The 14604-nt window shown below is 32.3% G+C and carries 10 protein-coding genes and 2 tRNA genes; 7 read left to right on the top strand and 5 right to left on the bottom strand.

Features of this window, described 5'->3' with window-relative positions:
• The first annotated feature begins 167 nt into the window (after positions 1–167).
• From HXZ74_RS04960 to HXZ74_RS04950, 3 genes are all read left to right on the top strand, one after another.
• Positions 168–3752, top strand: coding sequence for a glycosyltransferase family 117 protein (locus HXZ74_RS04960; protein ID WP_286474112.1), 3585 nt, complete (start codon positions 168–170; stop codon positions 3750–3752).
• 189 nt (positions 3753–3941) lie between these two features.
• Positions 3942–4451, top strand: a complete 510-nt coding sequence (locus HXZ74_RS04955) for a hypothetical protein (RefSeq protein ID WP_280035980.1) — start codon at positions 3942–3944, stop codon at positions 4449–4451.
• Positions 4452–4655: 204 nt separating this feature from the next.
• Positions 4656–5318 (top strand): porin family protein, encoded by a 663-nt coding sequence (locus tag HXZ74_RS04950; RefSeq protein ID WP_280063312.1) that lies wholly within the window; start codon positions 4656–4658, stop codon positions 5316–5318.
• Between the two features lie 76 nt (positions 5319–5394).
• Here HXZ74_RS04950 and HXZ74_RS04945 read toward each other — a convergent pair whose 3' ends face one another.
• From HXZ74_RS04945 to HXZ74_RS04935, 3 genes are read right to left on the bottom strand one after another with little or no spacing between them, the layout of a single operon-like run.
• Complete coding sequence (locus tag HXZ74_RS04945; RefSeq protein ID WP_286474110.1) at positions 5395–6606, bottom strand: transporter; 1212 nt, start codon at positions 6604–6606, stop codon at positions 5395–5397.
• Positions 6590–7231 carry an ATP-binding cassette domain-containing protein gene (locus HXZ74_RS04940; RefSeq protein WP_219033651.1) on the bottom strand — a complete coding sequence of 214 codons (642 nt, stop codon included), beginning with the start codon at positions 7229–7231 and terminating at the stop codon, positions 6590–6592. The genes HXZ74_RS04945 and HXZ74_RS04940 overlap by 17 nt, the downstream gene beginning before the upstream one ends.
• Positions 7221–8840, bottom strand: coding sequence for a DUF4836 family protein (locus tag HXZ74_RS04935; RefSeq protein WP_286474108.1), 1620 nt, complete (start codon positions 8838–8840; stop codon positions 7221–7223). The genes HXZ74_RS04940 and HXZ74_RS04935 overlap by 11 nt, the downstream gene beginning before the upstream one ends.
• A 213-nt stretch (positions 8841–9053) precedes the next feature.
• On the opposite strand from HXZ74_RS04935, the gene ileS reads away from it, so the two are divergent.
• From ileS to HXZ74_RS04915, 4 genes are all read left to right on the top strand, one after another.
• Entirely contained in the window at positions 9054–12461 is a 3408-nt protein-coding gene (ileS, locus tag HXZ74_RS04930; protein WP_286474106.1) for an isoleucine--tRNA ligase, read from the top strand.
• A 4-nt stretch (positions 12462–12465) separates the two neighbouring features.
• A complete protein-coding gene (locus HXZ74_RS04925) occupies positions 12466–12852 on the top strand; it encodes a TraR/DksA family transcriptional regulator (protein WP_115001530.1) in 387 nt (128 codons plus the stop codon).
• Between the two features lie 9 nt (positions 12853–12861).
• Positions 12862–13506: a lipoprotein signal peptidase gene (locus HXZ74_RS04920; RefSeq protein WP_286474103.1), complete on the top strand. Its 645-nt coding sequence runs from the start codon at positions 12862–12864 to the stop codon at positions 13504–13506.
• Positions 13507–13581: 75 nt separating this feature from the next.
• Positions 13582–13977, top strand: coding sequence for a hypothetical protein (locus tag HXZ74_RS04915; RefSeq protein WP_115001528.1), 396 nt, complete (start codon positions 13582–13584; stop codon positions 13975–13977).
• Between the two features lie 435 nt (positions 13978–14412).
• On the opposite strand, the gene HXZ74_RS04910 is transcribed toward HXZ74_RS04915, so the two are convergent.
• Positions 14413–14487: transfer RNA gene (locus HXZ74_RS04910), tRNA-Val, on the bottom strand.
• 42 nt (positions 14488–14529) lie between these two features.
• Positions 14530–14604: transfer RNA gene (locus HXZ74_RS04905), tRNA-Val, on the bottom strand.

Genomic DNA, 14604 nt, shown 5'->3' with positions numbered 1-14604 from the left:
TGTTTTGTTAATATGTAAATGAATCGATTAGAAACTTTAAAATTAATTTTAAAATATTCGATAAATCTATATTGTTTAGATGATATTCTAATCAGAATTTAATCATTTCAATCCTAAGCTATATCAATTTTTTATCTTATTTTCGCAAGATAGTTTATAAAAACAAAATGGATATAAATTTCAAAAAGTGGAACAACATCTTGGGTGTTGCGATGTTCTTGATAGCGACAATATTGTATTTGGCGTCGATGGAACGTTACCTGAGTTTGTGGGATTGTGGTGAGTACATTGTGTCATCTGCAAAATTGGGAATTACGCATGCGCCAGGAGCAGCTTTGTTCCAAATAATGGGAGCAGTTTGGTCTGGTTTAGCTTTTGGTGACGGAAGCAAATATGCGATATTAATCAACAGTACATCTGCCTTGTATAGCGCAGGAACAATTATGTTTTTGTTTTGGACAATTACATATTTTGCTCGAAAAATGTTTGCAAAAACACAAGATCCAATGAATGTTGATGCAATTGGGCTAAATGCTTCTCAAAAAATTATAACATTAGGAAGTGGATTAGTTGGAGCTGCAATTTTTATGTTTAGCGACACATTCTGGTTTTCTGCTGTAGAAGGAGAAGTTTATGCAATGGCATCTTTCTTCACAGCGTTATTATTTTGGTTGATTACAAGATGGGATCAAGTCGCTGATACACCTAGAGGAAACAAATGGTTGGTAATTATTTCGTTGGTGATTGGTTTATCGGTTGGTGTTCACTTAATGGCAATGTTAGCAATTCCAGCAGTTTGTTTTGTTTACTATGCTCGTAAATATAGATTTACAATCAAAAGTTTTTTAATCGCAAATGTTATTACATTGATTATTTTAGCTTTTGTATTCAAAATAATTTTCCCAGTTGTAATGACTTTCTTTGGTAGAACAGAGATTTATGTAGTCAATAATTTGGGAATGCCTTTCAATTCTGGGACAATTATCGCCGCTATTATTTTAATCGCAGTCTTCTATTTTGCGATTAAATTAACTCAGAAATATGGTTCAGCTTTATTGAATACAATTTCGTGGTGTGTGATTTTTATGTTGATTGGTTTCTCATGTTGGTTGGTTATTCCGATTCGTGCCAATGCAAATCCTCACATGAATTTGAATGATCCTGATACAGCTTTGGGTGTTTTAGATTATTTTAATCGTGAACAATATGGTTCTTGGCCTGTGATGTACGGACCAGTTTTTACGGCTCATATTGCAAGTGACGGAATCAAGCGTGATACTAACGGAGCACCAGAAAGTACAGTTCGTAGTTCTGAATATATTAAGGATAAACGTACAGGAAAATATTTGAAAGTTTCGGATCGTTTAGATTATACATACGAAGATAAATATGTAAAGTTTTTCCCTAAAATGTTTAGTCCAGACCCAGGTGTGATGGAGAATTATGCGGCAGTTTATGCTTTTCCAAAATTCTCTTTGAATGCACAATATGCTGGTGATAAAGAAGCGCAGCAAATGTACGCTCAATTGGTAGAAAAGCGTCAAAATAGACAATTAAAAGTCGCAGAACTTAAGAAATATGGTGAGATTTTAGATATCGAACCACCTACATTTGGTGAACAATTTAATTACTTTATTGATTACCAAATCAACTATATGTTTATCCGTTACTTTATGTGGAATTTCTCTGGTCGTCAAAATGATTTAGAAGGTAATTTCGAGATTACAAAAGGTAACTGGATTTCAGGAATTCCATTTATTGATAATCCACGTTTAGGAGATCAATCAAAATTACCAGATGAATATAGAAATGATGGAACAAATGTATATTTCATGTTACCATTATTCTTAGGTTTAATCGGATTATTTACACAATTAAACAGAAACTTTGTCAACTGGTGGTCATTGTTGTCATTGTTTATTTTAACAAGTGTCGGAATCATCTTTTACACATCTGTAAAACCTTTCGAGCCTCGCGAACGTGACTACGCATTAGTAAGTTGTTTCTATGCATTTGCGATTTGGGCAGGATTGGGTGTACAAGGAGTTTATTTATTACTTCAAAAATTGATGAAGAAAGAATTGAAGCCGTCTTTAGCAATTGGAACAACTGTAATTTTAGTTGGTATTCCAATTTTAATGGGAGCTCAAAACTGGGATGATCACGATCGTTCAGAGCGTTCTGTAGCTTATTCTTTGGCTTATAATTATCTGAATCCGCTTGATAAAAACGCCATTCTTTTCGTGTATGGTGACAATGATACTTATCCACTTTGGGGATTACAAGAAACCGAAAATTTCCGTGATGATGTAAAAATTGCGAATTTAACGTTGGCTGCTTCTCCATGGAATTTAGAGCAATTATTACGCAGAACGTACAATGCAGCTCCACTTCCAAGTGATTTGAAACCGAAAGATTATCAATCTGGAACTAACGATCAAATTTTTGTTGTTGGAGGTTCTATTAAAAATATTTTTGATCAAATAAATGGTTTCATCAAACCAGGATCTAATCAAACATTAGAAACGTTAAGTCAAATGCCAATCGAGCAAGTTGGTCAATATTTATCTGATCCTGAAATTGATCCAAACCAAGTGATGTCAGTTTATAAAAGTTTAAAACCTTTGCAAAAATATATCACAACAGATAGTATGACAGCTAAAGAAGCGATGGATTTTATTTTAGATAATAAATCACCAGAGAAACAAGCTTTAGCAGATTATTTTGGTTATCCAATTGGTGGAGCAAATTATTTACCTGTTACTAAAATTGTTGTTCCTGTAAATAAAGCAAACGCTCTAAAATATGGAATTGTAAGTGCAAAAGATGCAGATAAAATGGTTGATTCAATCACAATTAATATCAAAGCGTCAAGTTTATTCAAAAACAATTTGTTGTTGTTGTCAATGATGGCGAAATACAATTGGGATCGTCCTATTTACTTTAGTGGAGGAGGAATTTCTGATCCAGAAAATACATTCTACATGAATGATTATTTATTGAATGCTGGAATGAGTTATAAATTAGTTCCTATTTATACGCCTTTTGGTAAAGGAGGAATTATTGGAGCTTCTGATAATGATATGTTGTTAAGAACATTCAATTCATACAAATGGTCTGGTTATAATAACCCTGATGCTTCATTTAGTTTGACAGAGCGTAACTACACATCTTCTTATAGAAATACGGCGGTTCGTTTAGCAGATGATTTATTGAATGCAGGACGCAAAAAAGAAGCAATTGCAGTTTTAGATAAAGTAATGTTAGAAATTCCTGCTTTAGCGAAATACGATATTGGTTATGGAGTAAGTAGAATTGCTGGAATTTATTTGAAAGCTGGAGAGGATAAAAAAGCGCAAGAATTGTTCGCGCACGTTCGTAAAGAAGCGAATGCGAAAATTGCTTTCTTCGAATCGTTGCCTTCAGGTAAAGGATATTCAATTGGTTCTGATTTAGCCGCGGCTAAAAATGATTTGATGATGTCAATCTACAATGAAGCTTCCGCTTTAGGAGAAAGAGGTGACAAAGAAAAAGCATTGAAAGTTTTCGAATCTGCTTATAATCCTGTTTTAAAGAAATTCGAAACCTTATATAAAGAAGTTATTGCAGATGGAAAAGTTGATGCAGCTGATCAAGCAAAAATCATGAATCAGTTTAATTATTTAGACGAAATGATTGGTGTAGCAGCAGAAATTGATACCAATTATGCAAAACAACAACAGAATATTTTATACAAAATGGTCGGACAATAAGTCAAATCAATAAAAATAGAAAAGCTCCAAAATTATTTTGGAGCTTTTTTTGTGAAATAAAGTTTTGAATATTAAGTAATTGTTAATTTTAGTATGTTTTATCATTATTGATTTTTAGAGTTTGGCACACAAATTGAAATTATACAAATAAGTTTAACAAAATTGTAAATATTTTAAAACATTATAAAAATGAAAAAAGTATTATTAACAGCTGCTTTAGCAGTAGCAGGTATGGTAGGAGTTTCAGCGCAAACGTCAGGAGTAGAAGGTACAGTACACGTGGGTATTCCAGTAGGTAATGCATCAGATGTTTCTTCTTTTAACCTTGGAGTAGACTTAGCTTACTTACATCCTATTGCAAATAATTTCAAATTAGGAGCGAAAGTCGGGTATGACCATTTTATTGCTAAAAGTGATTTTAAAGATTTAGGAGGAGAAGATTTTGGGTTTATTCCATTAGCAGCAACTGCAAAATACGAATTCAGTAACAATTTATTTATTGGTGGAGATTTAGGTTACGCAATTGCTACGAAAAGTGGTATGGACGGAGGTTTATTCTGGCAACCAAAATTTGGTTATTCAGGAGCTAACTTTGATGTATATGCTGGATATAAAGGAATTGCTACAAGTAATAACTATGGATTTGATAAAAAGTTTAATGCAGATGCAGTTTCTTTAGGATTTGCTTATAAATTCTAATAACAAGAACAACTTATAATTGATACAAGCTACATCGAAAGATGTAGCTTTTTCATTTTAATTCAATTCTTTAAATGTTAAATATTTGAATTAAAACCATTGTTAATCATTGTTTTAAGATTGTTAAAGTCTGATTTTAACACTATTTGGCACAGCACTTGAAATTATGAATGCATCATAATTAGAACTATAAAATTTAAAAAGATGAAAAAATTATTTTTTATTGCTGCTGCAATGTTAGGAGTTGTTAGTTTGAGCGCACAAGAAAAAACAACATCTGCACAATTTGGTATTAAATCAAGTGCAAATATGTCTTCATTTAACGGAAAAGACGTGAACAATAATGATTATAAGGTTGGTTTTGGAGCTGGTTTTTATGGACATTTTCCAATTACAGAACAGTTTGCAGTTCAGCCAGAGGTTAATTTTACAAGAACGGGGGGACGAGAAAAAACTGACGTAACAGAAGTTGGAAACACGACGGTAAAAAATTACAATAAAACGACTTTAGATTATATTCAAGTTCCAGTAATGCTTCAATTTTATCCTGCTGGAAGTCGCTTTAATATAGAGGCTGGACCTCAATTTGGATATAATGTATATGCGAGTAATAAAACGCAAGTTAGTACTTATGTAAACAATACCGTGTACAATACGGAAGAAAAAACTGACATTAAAGATAATGTGAAAGATTTTGATTTCGGTGTTAACTTTGGTTTGGGATATAATGTAACAGATAATATCAATGTTGGAGCGAGATACTATATGGGATTAACTAAAATAGGAGATAATAAAAACAACAACAATATAGAAGTTGGTGATGTGAAAAATCATTCGTTTTCTGTAGGTGTTGGATATTCATTCTAATCGAGAATATTTAAGTATAAATAAAAGGATTCTGAGTTTTTCAGAATCCTTTTTTATGGTTTTATAAAATTTAGCATTAATCTTTCAATGCAATTTTTTTGATCGATTGTGTCAAAATTATTTTATTAATGATGAATAAAATAATCACGATGATTAGTCCAAAACCAATCACTTCCCAAAGGTGAGAAGTTTCTGTTGCCATAAATTTTCCGACTTTTTCTTTAATGATATCTAAAACAAAATAAACTAACGGAATCGAAATAAGATAACTAATCAACATAAATATAATCGAAAATTTCAGATACGGACGAGCTAATTGATTGATGTTATATCCAATCAAAAATAAATCTTTCGTTTTATGCTTGTTCTTTTCAATCATCAATTGAAAATTAATAATCATCAACCAAATCGCTGCAAAAACAATGATTAAACCAATAAATAAAACCAACGAAAAAGCTAATTTTAGATAATACGTCAATTCATTATTTTTCAATTCATCTTTGTTGATATCATAATTTTGTTGCTCAAAATAAGTCGAAGCATTTTCATCTCCTTGAGATTTCGTTTCAACAACAATTCTTGAAGGTTCAGTATTTTTTTGAGGTGCATATGTATGATTTGCCCATTCCAAAAAGTTTTCAGGAACTAAAATCGTATTAATTTTTGTGGTAAAATCGACAATTCTTGCTTGATATACTTTCTGATTTTCTCCTTTTCCTAAAATCAATTGAAAAGGAATTTTAGTAAATAATCCTTCCGAAACTTGTGGTAAACCTTGACTTGTTGCAAAACCAAAATTGTACAAATTCAAATAACTTTTCGGAATAATAATCGGAATAAAATCTTGTCCTTCTTGCCATTTCCAATCCGATTCTTTTACATCAATGAAATCTTCTGGAACAGATTCGAAAAATAAATCAGTCGAAAAACCACGAATTCCAGCAATACCACCAACTTGTAATTTTACAGGAAATTGACTACTTTTGAATGTTCCAACTTTCGCAACAAAATTTTGCGATTTCAAATCGTTAATTTCATTTTCACTAAAACTTGGTTTTTCTCCAGTCAACGTTTGTAAAGACGATATTTTTTTATTCAAAACCACATAATTTGCTTTCCAAACTGAGCTATCTTCTCCAAAATTTTTGGCATAATCCAAATAAATTGTTCCAGCTAAAATCAAGATAAAAAATCCAATGATTGAGAAAAAACAAAAGGTTGTAATTCGTAAGAAACTTAGATTTTTACGAACTAATTTTTCGATTAAAGTTTTAGAGTTGAATGACATTTGAAAGGCGTTTATCGTGAATTTCGTGTAAGCTTGTAAAGATGATTCCAGCGTTATTTTTTGTAGCTTCTTCGGTAACCAAATCAATCAGAAGTTGTTGATTTACTTCATCTAAATGACTAAAAGGTTCGTCCAAAAGTAAAAAATCAAATGGTTGACAAAGTGCACGAATCACAGCAATTCTTTGACGTTGACCATAAGAAAGATGAATCGCTTTTTGATGTAAATGACTTTTTAAACCAACTTTTTCAATCCATTCAATAATTTGATTTTCGGATTGATGTTGCGTTAATACATTTTTTAATTGAATATTTTCCATCAAAGTCAATTCTTCAAACAAATGTAAACCTTGAAAAACATACGCAATTTTTTCACGTCTAATTTTTGTCCAATCATTCAAAGAATAATTCTTAATATTTTGTCCATCAAATAAAACTTCTCCGTCATAATCTTTTCTATCGCCGTACAAAATATTAATCAACGTCGATTTTCCAACACCAGAATGTGCAACGATTTGATAAATATTTCCGCTCGAAAAAGTGTATGTATTTTTCCAAATTTCAGATTGTTCGAACCCAAATTCCTTCAAAGGATGCGGAACAAGTTGACTGATTTTAATTTCCATTTTGTTGTGCAGCTTGATTGAAAAATAGTGAATAAGCTTGGTCTAAAAGCAAGAAAATCACTTCCAAACTATTTTTATCCGTCTTTTTCATATGTATTTTTCCTGTTTTTGTGTATTCATTCGAAACGCGGTAATCGACGTAATCAAAATAAGATAAAACCGTTTGCATTTCTTTCGTATTTCCGAACGGAATTTGTTGATAAATATAATTTTGAACTTCTTTTGGATATTGATCAAAATTTAAATTCACGTAACCAAACATCGGATTTGAAGCGTTTGTAGCATATTCTGATGTAACAAAATTTGAAGAACTTACCATGTTGTTCAAATATTGATTCATAATCGATTGATTATTTGTGATGTACATCAAATTGTTTTTGTACGCCATATAAATCTTCATATTTGTCGAAATTGGCAGCATGTAATAAGGTCCAATTTTCTGAATATTTTCTTGATGGGCTTTAATAAATTCGTTGAAGAAAAGATCGTTTTTCATTTTTCCTCCTAAAACAAATTGCGGATAAACAACTTGCTTGATAAAAGCTTCTTTCTTACCAAAAAAATCATTTGGATTAAATGCTTTTCCGATCTCAAAATCATATACACTAAACAAAGCTTCGCCTTCAAAACTTTGCTCTAGTTTGTTCAAATCAATGTCATATTGTTCTAAAAAAGTAGTTAAGAAATTTTGATTTTCGAATACATAACGCGTGTTGGCAGGATAAATTCCAAGTCCAATGTTCATGTAACTTTGCGCAGGAAAATATTTAAAAAAATCAGTATTGATTTTCGATTTCCACATCGGATGTTTTTGCAATTCAACTTTTGTAATTGCATCTGGATGAAATTTCTGCGTAAAACTAATTCCGTCCGAAGTAAATGAAATAAAATTAACCCAAGAGCTTTTTGTAAAATCAAGGTTTTTCTTTTCAGAACTTTCATGTTTCGAGAAGTTTTTCAAAAAGTTTCCAGTGTACCAAATGTTGATATCCTGTGAGTTTTTGACAAAATCTCCAAAACTATTATTTTCCTTCGCAAGTGAATGTTTATCGTTGATAATTTTCGTAAAATAATCTTGAATCGCTTTTTCTCCAACACCAAATTCAGAAACAATCAATAAGAATTGAGATTTATTCCAAGCCATAAACGGTTTATTGAATCCAGAGATCGTTGTAAAACCATCTTTCTTTTCAAAAGAAATATCTTTTTTGTATAAACCTTTGTAAATCGTTGATAAATGTTTTTCAAATTGATCTTTGTCGCGCATATTTGTAATCAACGCCACCATATTTTTTCCATTAATTTTTTGTCCAAAAAGGTAAATAGGACTGATAATATCTAGGCCTGCTGAGGTCGGATTGTTTTTGATATCATTTAATAATTGATCAAAAGTAGGATCTTGATTTTTAATTTCACCTTCGGCTAATTGATAAATTTTGTATTGTTCTAATTTCTGAAAATTACCTTTTTCTGCAATTGATTTTGGATTAATCAACGCAACAAAATCTGCATCTGTCGGAATCAAAACCGTATAATCTTCGTTTTTGGAACAACTTGCAAAAAGCAAAATTAGAAATAGAATTGAGTAATATTTGAAGCCTTTTTTCATTGAAAAAATATCTTAAAAAATTGTTGTTAATTATTTGGTTAATGCTGAATTAAATCTGAAATCATCTGATTTTTATTCAAGAATTGTTAAATCTATAATGTTGGGATAAATTTAAGCAATTATTAATATGATTTTCGTTTCTATAGCAATAAAAATATGTAAAAATTTCTTATATTCGCACTCCTTGATTTAGAAGAAATAAGAAAGAATTCGATGGCAAAAAAGTTTAGAGAATATAAGCACTTAGACTTGGTACAAGTCTCAAAAGAAACGTTAGAAGATTGGAAACAAAATAATGTTTTCGAGAAAAGTATTTCTACGCGCGATGGAAATCCATCTTTTGTGTTCTATGAAGGTCCTCCTTCTGCAAACGGAAAGCCAGGGATTCACCACGTTTTAGCACGTTCTATTAAAGATATATTTTGTCGTTATCAAACCTTGAAAGGAAAACAAGTTTTTCGTAAAGCGGGTTGGGATACGCACGGTTTACCAGTAGAATTGGGAACTGAGAAAGAATTAGGAATTACCAAAGAAGATATTGGAACTAAAATTTCAATTGAAGAATATAACGAAGCGTGTAAACGTACAGTAATGCGTTACACAGATTTGTGGAATGATTTGACTGAAAAAATGGGTTATTGGGTGGATATGGAAGATCCATATATCACGTATAAACCAAAATATATGGAGTCTGTTTGGTGGTTGTTGAAACAAATTTATAACAAAGATTTGTTGTACAAAGGTTATACAATTCAACCATATTCTCCGAAAGCTGGTACAGGTTTATCTTCACACGAGTTAAATCAACCAGGAACTTATCAAGATGTTACAGATACAACGATTGTTGCTCAATTTAAAGTAAAGAAAGATTCGACAGATTTATTTAATGATTTTGATGGAGATGTGTATTTCTTAGCTTGGACAACAACACCTTGGACGTTGCCATCAAATACAGCGTTAACAGTTGGTCCAACTATCGATTATGTTGTAGTTGAAACATTCAATCAATATACATTCGAGCCAATTCGCGTAATTTTAGGAAAACCATTGGTTTCTAAGCAATTTGGAAAACCATATTTCTTAGCAGAAACAGAAGAAGATTTCAAAGTTTATGCGGCAGGAAATAAGACAATTCCTTACAAAATTGTTGGAGAATACAAAGGTGCTGATTTAGTTGGAACTCGTTATGAGCAATTATTACCTTGGGCGTTGCCTTACGAAAATGCAGAGAATGCTTTCCAAGTAATTCCTGGAGACTTCGTAACAACAGAAGATGGTACAGGTATCGTACACACTGCGCCTACTTTTGGTGCTGATGATGCGCGCGTTGCAAAAGATGCTGGTGTTCCTCCAATGTTGGTATTAGATACGCATGGAAATCCTGTTCCTTTGGTCGATTTACAAGGTCGTTTTGTGGCTGATTTACCAGAAGGTTACGGAGGTAAATATGTGAAAAATGAATATTACGATGATGGAACTGCTCCTGAAAAATCGGTTGATGTCGAAATCGCGATTTTATTGAAAGAGCAAAACAAAGCTTTCAAAGTAGAGAAATATAAACACAGTTATCCACATTGTTGGAGAACAGACAAACCGATTTTATATTATCCATTAGATTCTTGGTTTATCAAGGTAACGGATGTAAAAGACCGTATGGTTGAATTGAATAAAGAAATCAATTGGAAACCAAAAGCGACTGGTGAAGGACGTTTCGGAAATTGGTTAGAAAATGCGAACGACTGGAACTTATCTCGTTCTCGTTATTGGGGAATTCCATTGCCAATTTGGAGAACAGAAGAAGGTGACGAAGTAACTGTAATTGGTTCTGTTGAAGAATTAGTTGCTGAAATTGAAAAATCAATTGCGGCAGGCGTAATGACTTCTAATCCTTTCCAAAATTTCGAAGTTGGAAATATGACAGAAGAAAATTATGATTTGATCGACTTACACAAAAATGTAGTAGATGAAATTACATTAGTTTCTGCATCTGGAAAACCGATGAAACGCGAAGCTGATTTGATTGACGTTTGGTTTGATTCTGGAGCAATGCCTTATGCGCAAGTTCACTATCCATTCGAAAATAAAGAATTGATTGATAATGGAACAATGTATCCAGCTGATTTTATTGCAGAAGGTGTCGATCAAACACGTGGATGGTTCTATACATTGCATGCGATCGGAACATTAGTTTTTGATTCGAAAGCATACAAAAATGTAATGTCAAACGGATTGGTTTTAGACAAAAATGGTCAAAAAATGTCAAAACGTTTGGGGAACGCTGTCGATCCATTTGATACATTGGCAACTTATGGTCCTGATGCAACGCGTTGGTACATGATTGCGAATGCGCAACCTTGGGAAAACTTGAAATTTGATATTGCTGGAGTGGACGAAGTTCGTCGTAAATTCTTCGGAACATTATACAATACCTATTCATTCTTCGCTTTATACGCGAATGTGGATGGATTTACATTTGAGGAAGAAGAAATTCCTGTAAATGAAAGAGCTGAATTAGATCAATGGATTATTTCTGAATTGAATACATTAACGAAAAAAGTTGATGCATTTTTAACAGATTATGAACCAACAAAAGCGGCTCGTGCAATTCAAGAATTTGTGATTGATAATTTATCAAACTGGCACGTACGTTTATCAAGAAGACGTTTCTGGAGAGGTGATTATTCGAAAGATAAAATTGCTGCTTACCAAACATTGTACAAAGTTTTAGAAACAGTTTCAATTTTAGGTTCGCCAATTGCGCCATTCTTCATGGATCGTTTGTACAAAGATTTGAATGCTGCTACAGGTAAAAATGCAGCAGAATCTGTGCATTTAGCAGATTTCCCAGTTGTGGATGAATCATTGATTAAAGCAGAATTAGAAGAACAAACGCATTTAGCACAAACGGCGACAAGTATGATTTTATCACTACGTAAATTGAGTGATAACAAAGTACGTCAACCATTACAAAAAGTAATGATTCCTGTGTTGAATGATACAATGAAAGCTAATTTAGAGGCTGTATCAGAATTATTGAAACAAGAAGTTAACGTTAAAGAAATTCAACTTTTAACAAACGAAGAAGCATCAAATCTTTTAGTGAAATCTATTAAACCTAATTTCAAGACTTTAGGCCCGAAATATGGAAAAGAAATGAAAGCTATTTCGGCTGCTACAGCAGAATTGACGAATGAAGAAATTGTTAAATTAGAGCAATCAGGTAAAATAGATTTGTTAATTGACAACAAAACATTAACTTTAGATTTAGAAGATTTTGAAATCGCTACAAAAGACATCCCAGGATGGACTGTAGCATCTAATTCTACATTGACAGTAGCACTTGATTTACAATTAACTGAAGAGTTAATTAACGAAGGTGTTGCGCGTGAATTGGTAAATAGAATTCAGAATCTACGTAAAGAAACCGGACTAGAAGTAACCGACAAAATTATACTTAACTTAAAAAATGATGAATCAATCGTAAATGCAGTCGAGCAAAACAAAGATTACATTTGTTCTGAGACATTAGCAGAAGATCTTGTTTTACAAGACAAAGTTGCAAATGGGGCAGAGGTTGAAATTAATGGATTGATGACGCAAATTGCGATTACTAAATTGTAAGCGTATGGCAACAACAGATGAAAAAGTAAGGTACTCTGACGCAGAATTGGAAGAGTTCAGAGCAATAATTCAAGAGAAATTAGATCAAGCGATAAAAGATTACGAATTATTGAAAGAAGCTTACACAAACGATAGTAACAATGGTACTGACGATACGTCTCCAACGTTCAAAGCGTTTGAGGAAGGTTCTGAAACCATGTCGAAAGAACAAAATGCACAATTAGCAGCACGCCAAGATAAATTTATCCGTGACCTGAAAAATGCATTGTTACGTATTTCGAACAAAACATACGGTATTTGCCGTGTAACAGGAAAATTAATTAACAAAGACCGTTTGAAATTAGTTCCGCATGCTACATTAAGCATCGAAGCTAAAAATATGCAACGTTAATCAAGTATTTTGAAAAAAGTAGTACTCATTACCATTTTGGTTTTAATCATAGACCAAATCTCAAAATTTTACGTAAAAACACACTTTTTTTTAGGTGAAGACGTAGATGTTTTGGGTTGGTTTAAAATAGCATTTGTAGAAAACCCTGGAATGGCATACGGTATGCATTTCGGAGGAGAAACAGGAAAAATAATTTTATCACTTCTACGAATTGCTTTAATCGGAATGATTATCTACTATATTAATGCATGGTCGAAAAAACTAAATAATAATTTCTTTATCATTCCGATTGCGCTTGTTTTGGCAGGCGCAATAGGGAATGTACTTGACGGAATTTTTTATGGCGTTATTTTCGATAAAGGAACTACTTACAATGAAATGTTTCAGGATTGGGTAGGATATCAAGGTATTGCAGAACCAAACTTCGCTGGTTATTCTGGTTGGTTTACGGGCTGTGTCGTAGATATGCTTTATTTCCCGATTGTGGAGTTTGATTGGCCTTCTTGGATTCCAATTGTAGGCGGACAACATTATAAGTTCTTTCAGCCTGTATTTAATATCGCAGATTCGGCTATTTTTATTGGAGGACTTACTTTGTTCCTTTTCCGTAAAAAAGCCTTTACAACCGAAAATGGTGTAAGATTAAGATTTTAAAAAGATAAAAGCCTCGCTAATTAATTAGTGAGGTTTTTTTTAGAATCAGTAATCGTAGATAAAGATAAATAAATTATGAAACTTCAAAATGATTATTATTTCATTAGACAGATATATGCCCTTTTTGGATGTATTATAGCATTATCTATTTGTCTGTATTTCTATAACAGAAACATTAGAATTGCTACTCAGAATAAAGTTGTTACCACTACAATTGTTGAAAAGTCTTGTAGTGGATCTAAAGGGTCAAGTAGTGTGTATGTTTCTTATAAACAATTAATTTATAAGGTGAAATATGGAAGAAATGCTTGTGCGGAATTAAACCTCGGCGAAAAAATAAAACTTTATTATGATAATGAACGTAATATTCTAATAAAAAAAGAAGAAGCTAAACATAATCTATTTCAATTGACAGTTTCTTCAATAGCGATATTATTTTTTTTACTGCCTTGGAAAAAGATATTAAGTTGATGATGAATGAGCTAAAATAAACTTAGTATCGGTAATAATATAGATAACTGTATATTCACAATACTACCAAAGGTAAACATTGATTTACATTTGGTTATTTTATCAGTTTTTTTATTAGAGATAGAATTTTAACTTCTATAATATGTCATCCAGAGCTTGTCGAAGGATAAAAACGTTTTAAAAATATCCTTGTCAAGGTTTCAAACCTTGACAAGGATTTACATACTTCCGAACTTCTAATTTCGTAAAACATACAACTTAAAACGTATAACATTAATCTCGGTTGATTACACAGAGTTGTTTTATCCTTTCCTGAGAGTTATAAGCTTTACAGTACGAGTTTCAAAATTTAGCATTTACCGTAAAATAAGATGTGCTACTTGAATAGTTAAAACAAAAAAAACTCCTTTCAATTTCTTGAAAGGAGTTTTGTTGTGGTCCCTACTGGATTCGAACCAGTGACCCCCTGCTTGTAAGGCAGGTGCTCTGAACCAACTGAGCTAAGAGACCTTTTTAGAATTTTATTTGAAAGACTTTCTAATTGTCTTTATGTGGTCCCTACTGGATTCGAACCAGTGACCCCCTGCTTGTAAGGCAGGTGCTCTGAACCAACTGAGCTAAGAGACC

This window comes from Empedobacter sp. R750, from assembly GCF_030324345.1.
Taxonomy (GTDB): Bacteria; Bacteroidota; Bacteroidia; order Flavobacteriales; family Weeksellaceae; genus Empedobacter; species Empedobacter falsenii_C.
Note: the sequence above shows the minus strand (reverse complement) of the source record. Positions and strands in the feature narration are given on the sequence as shown.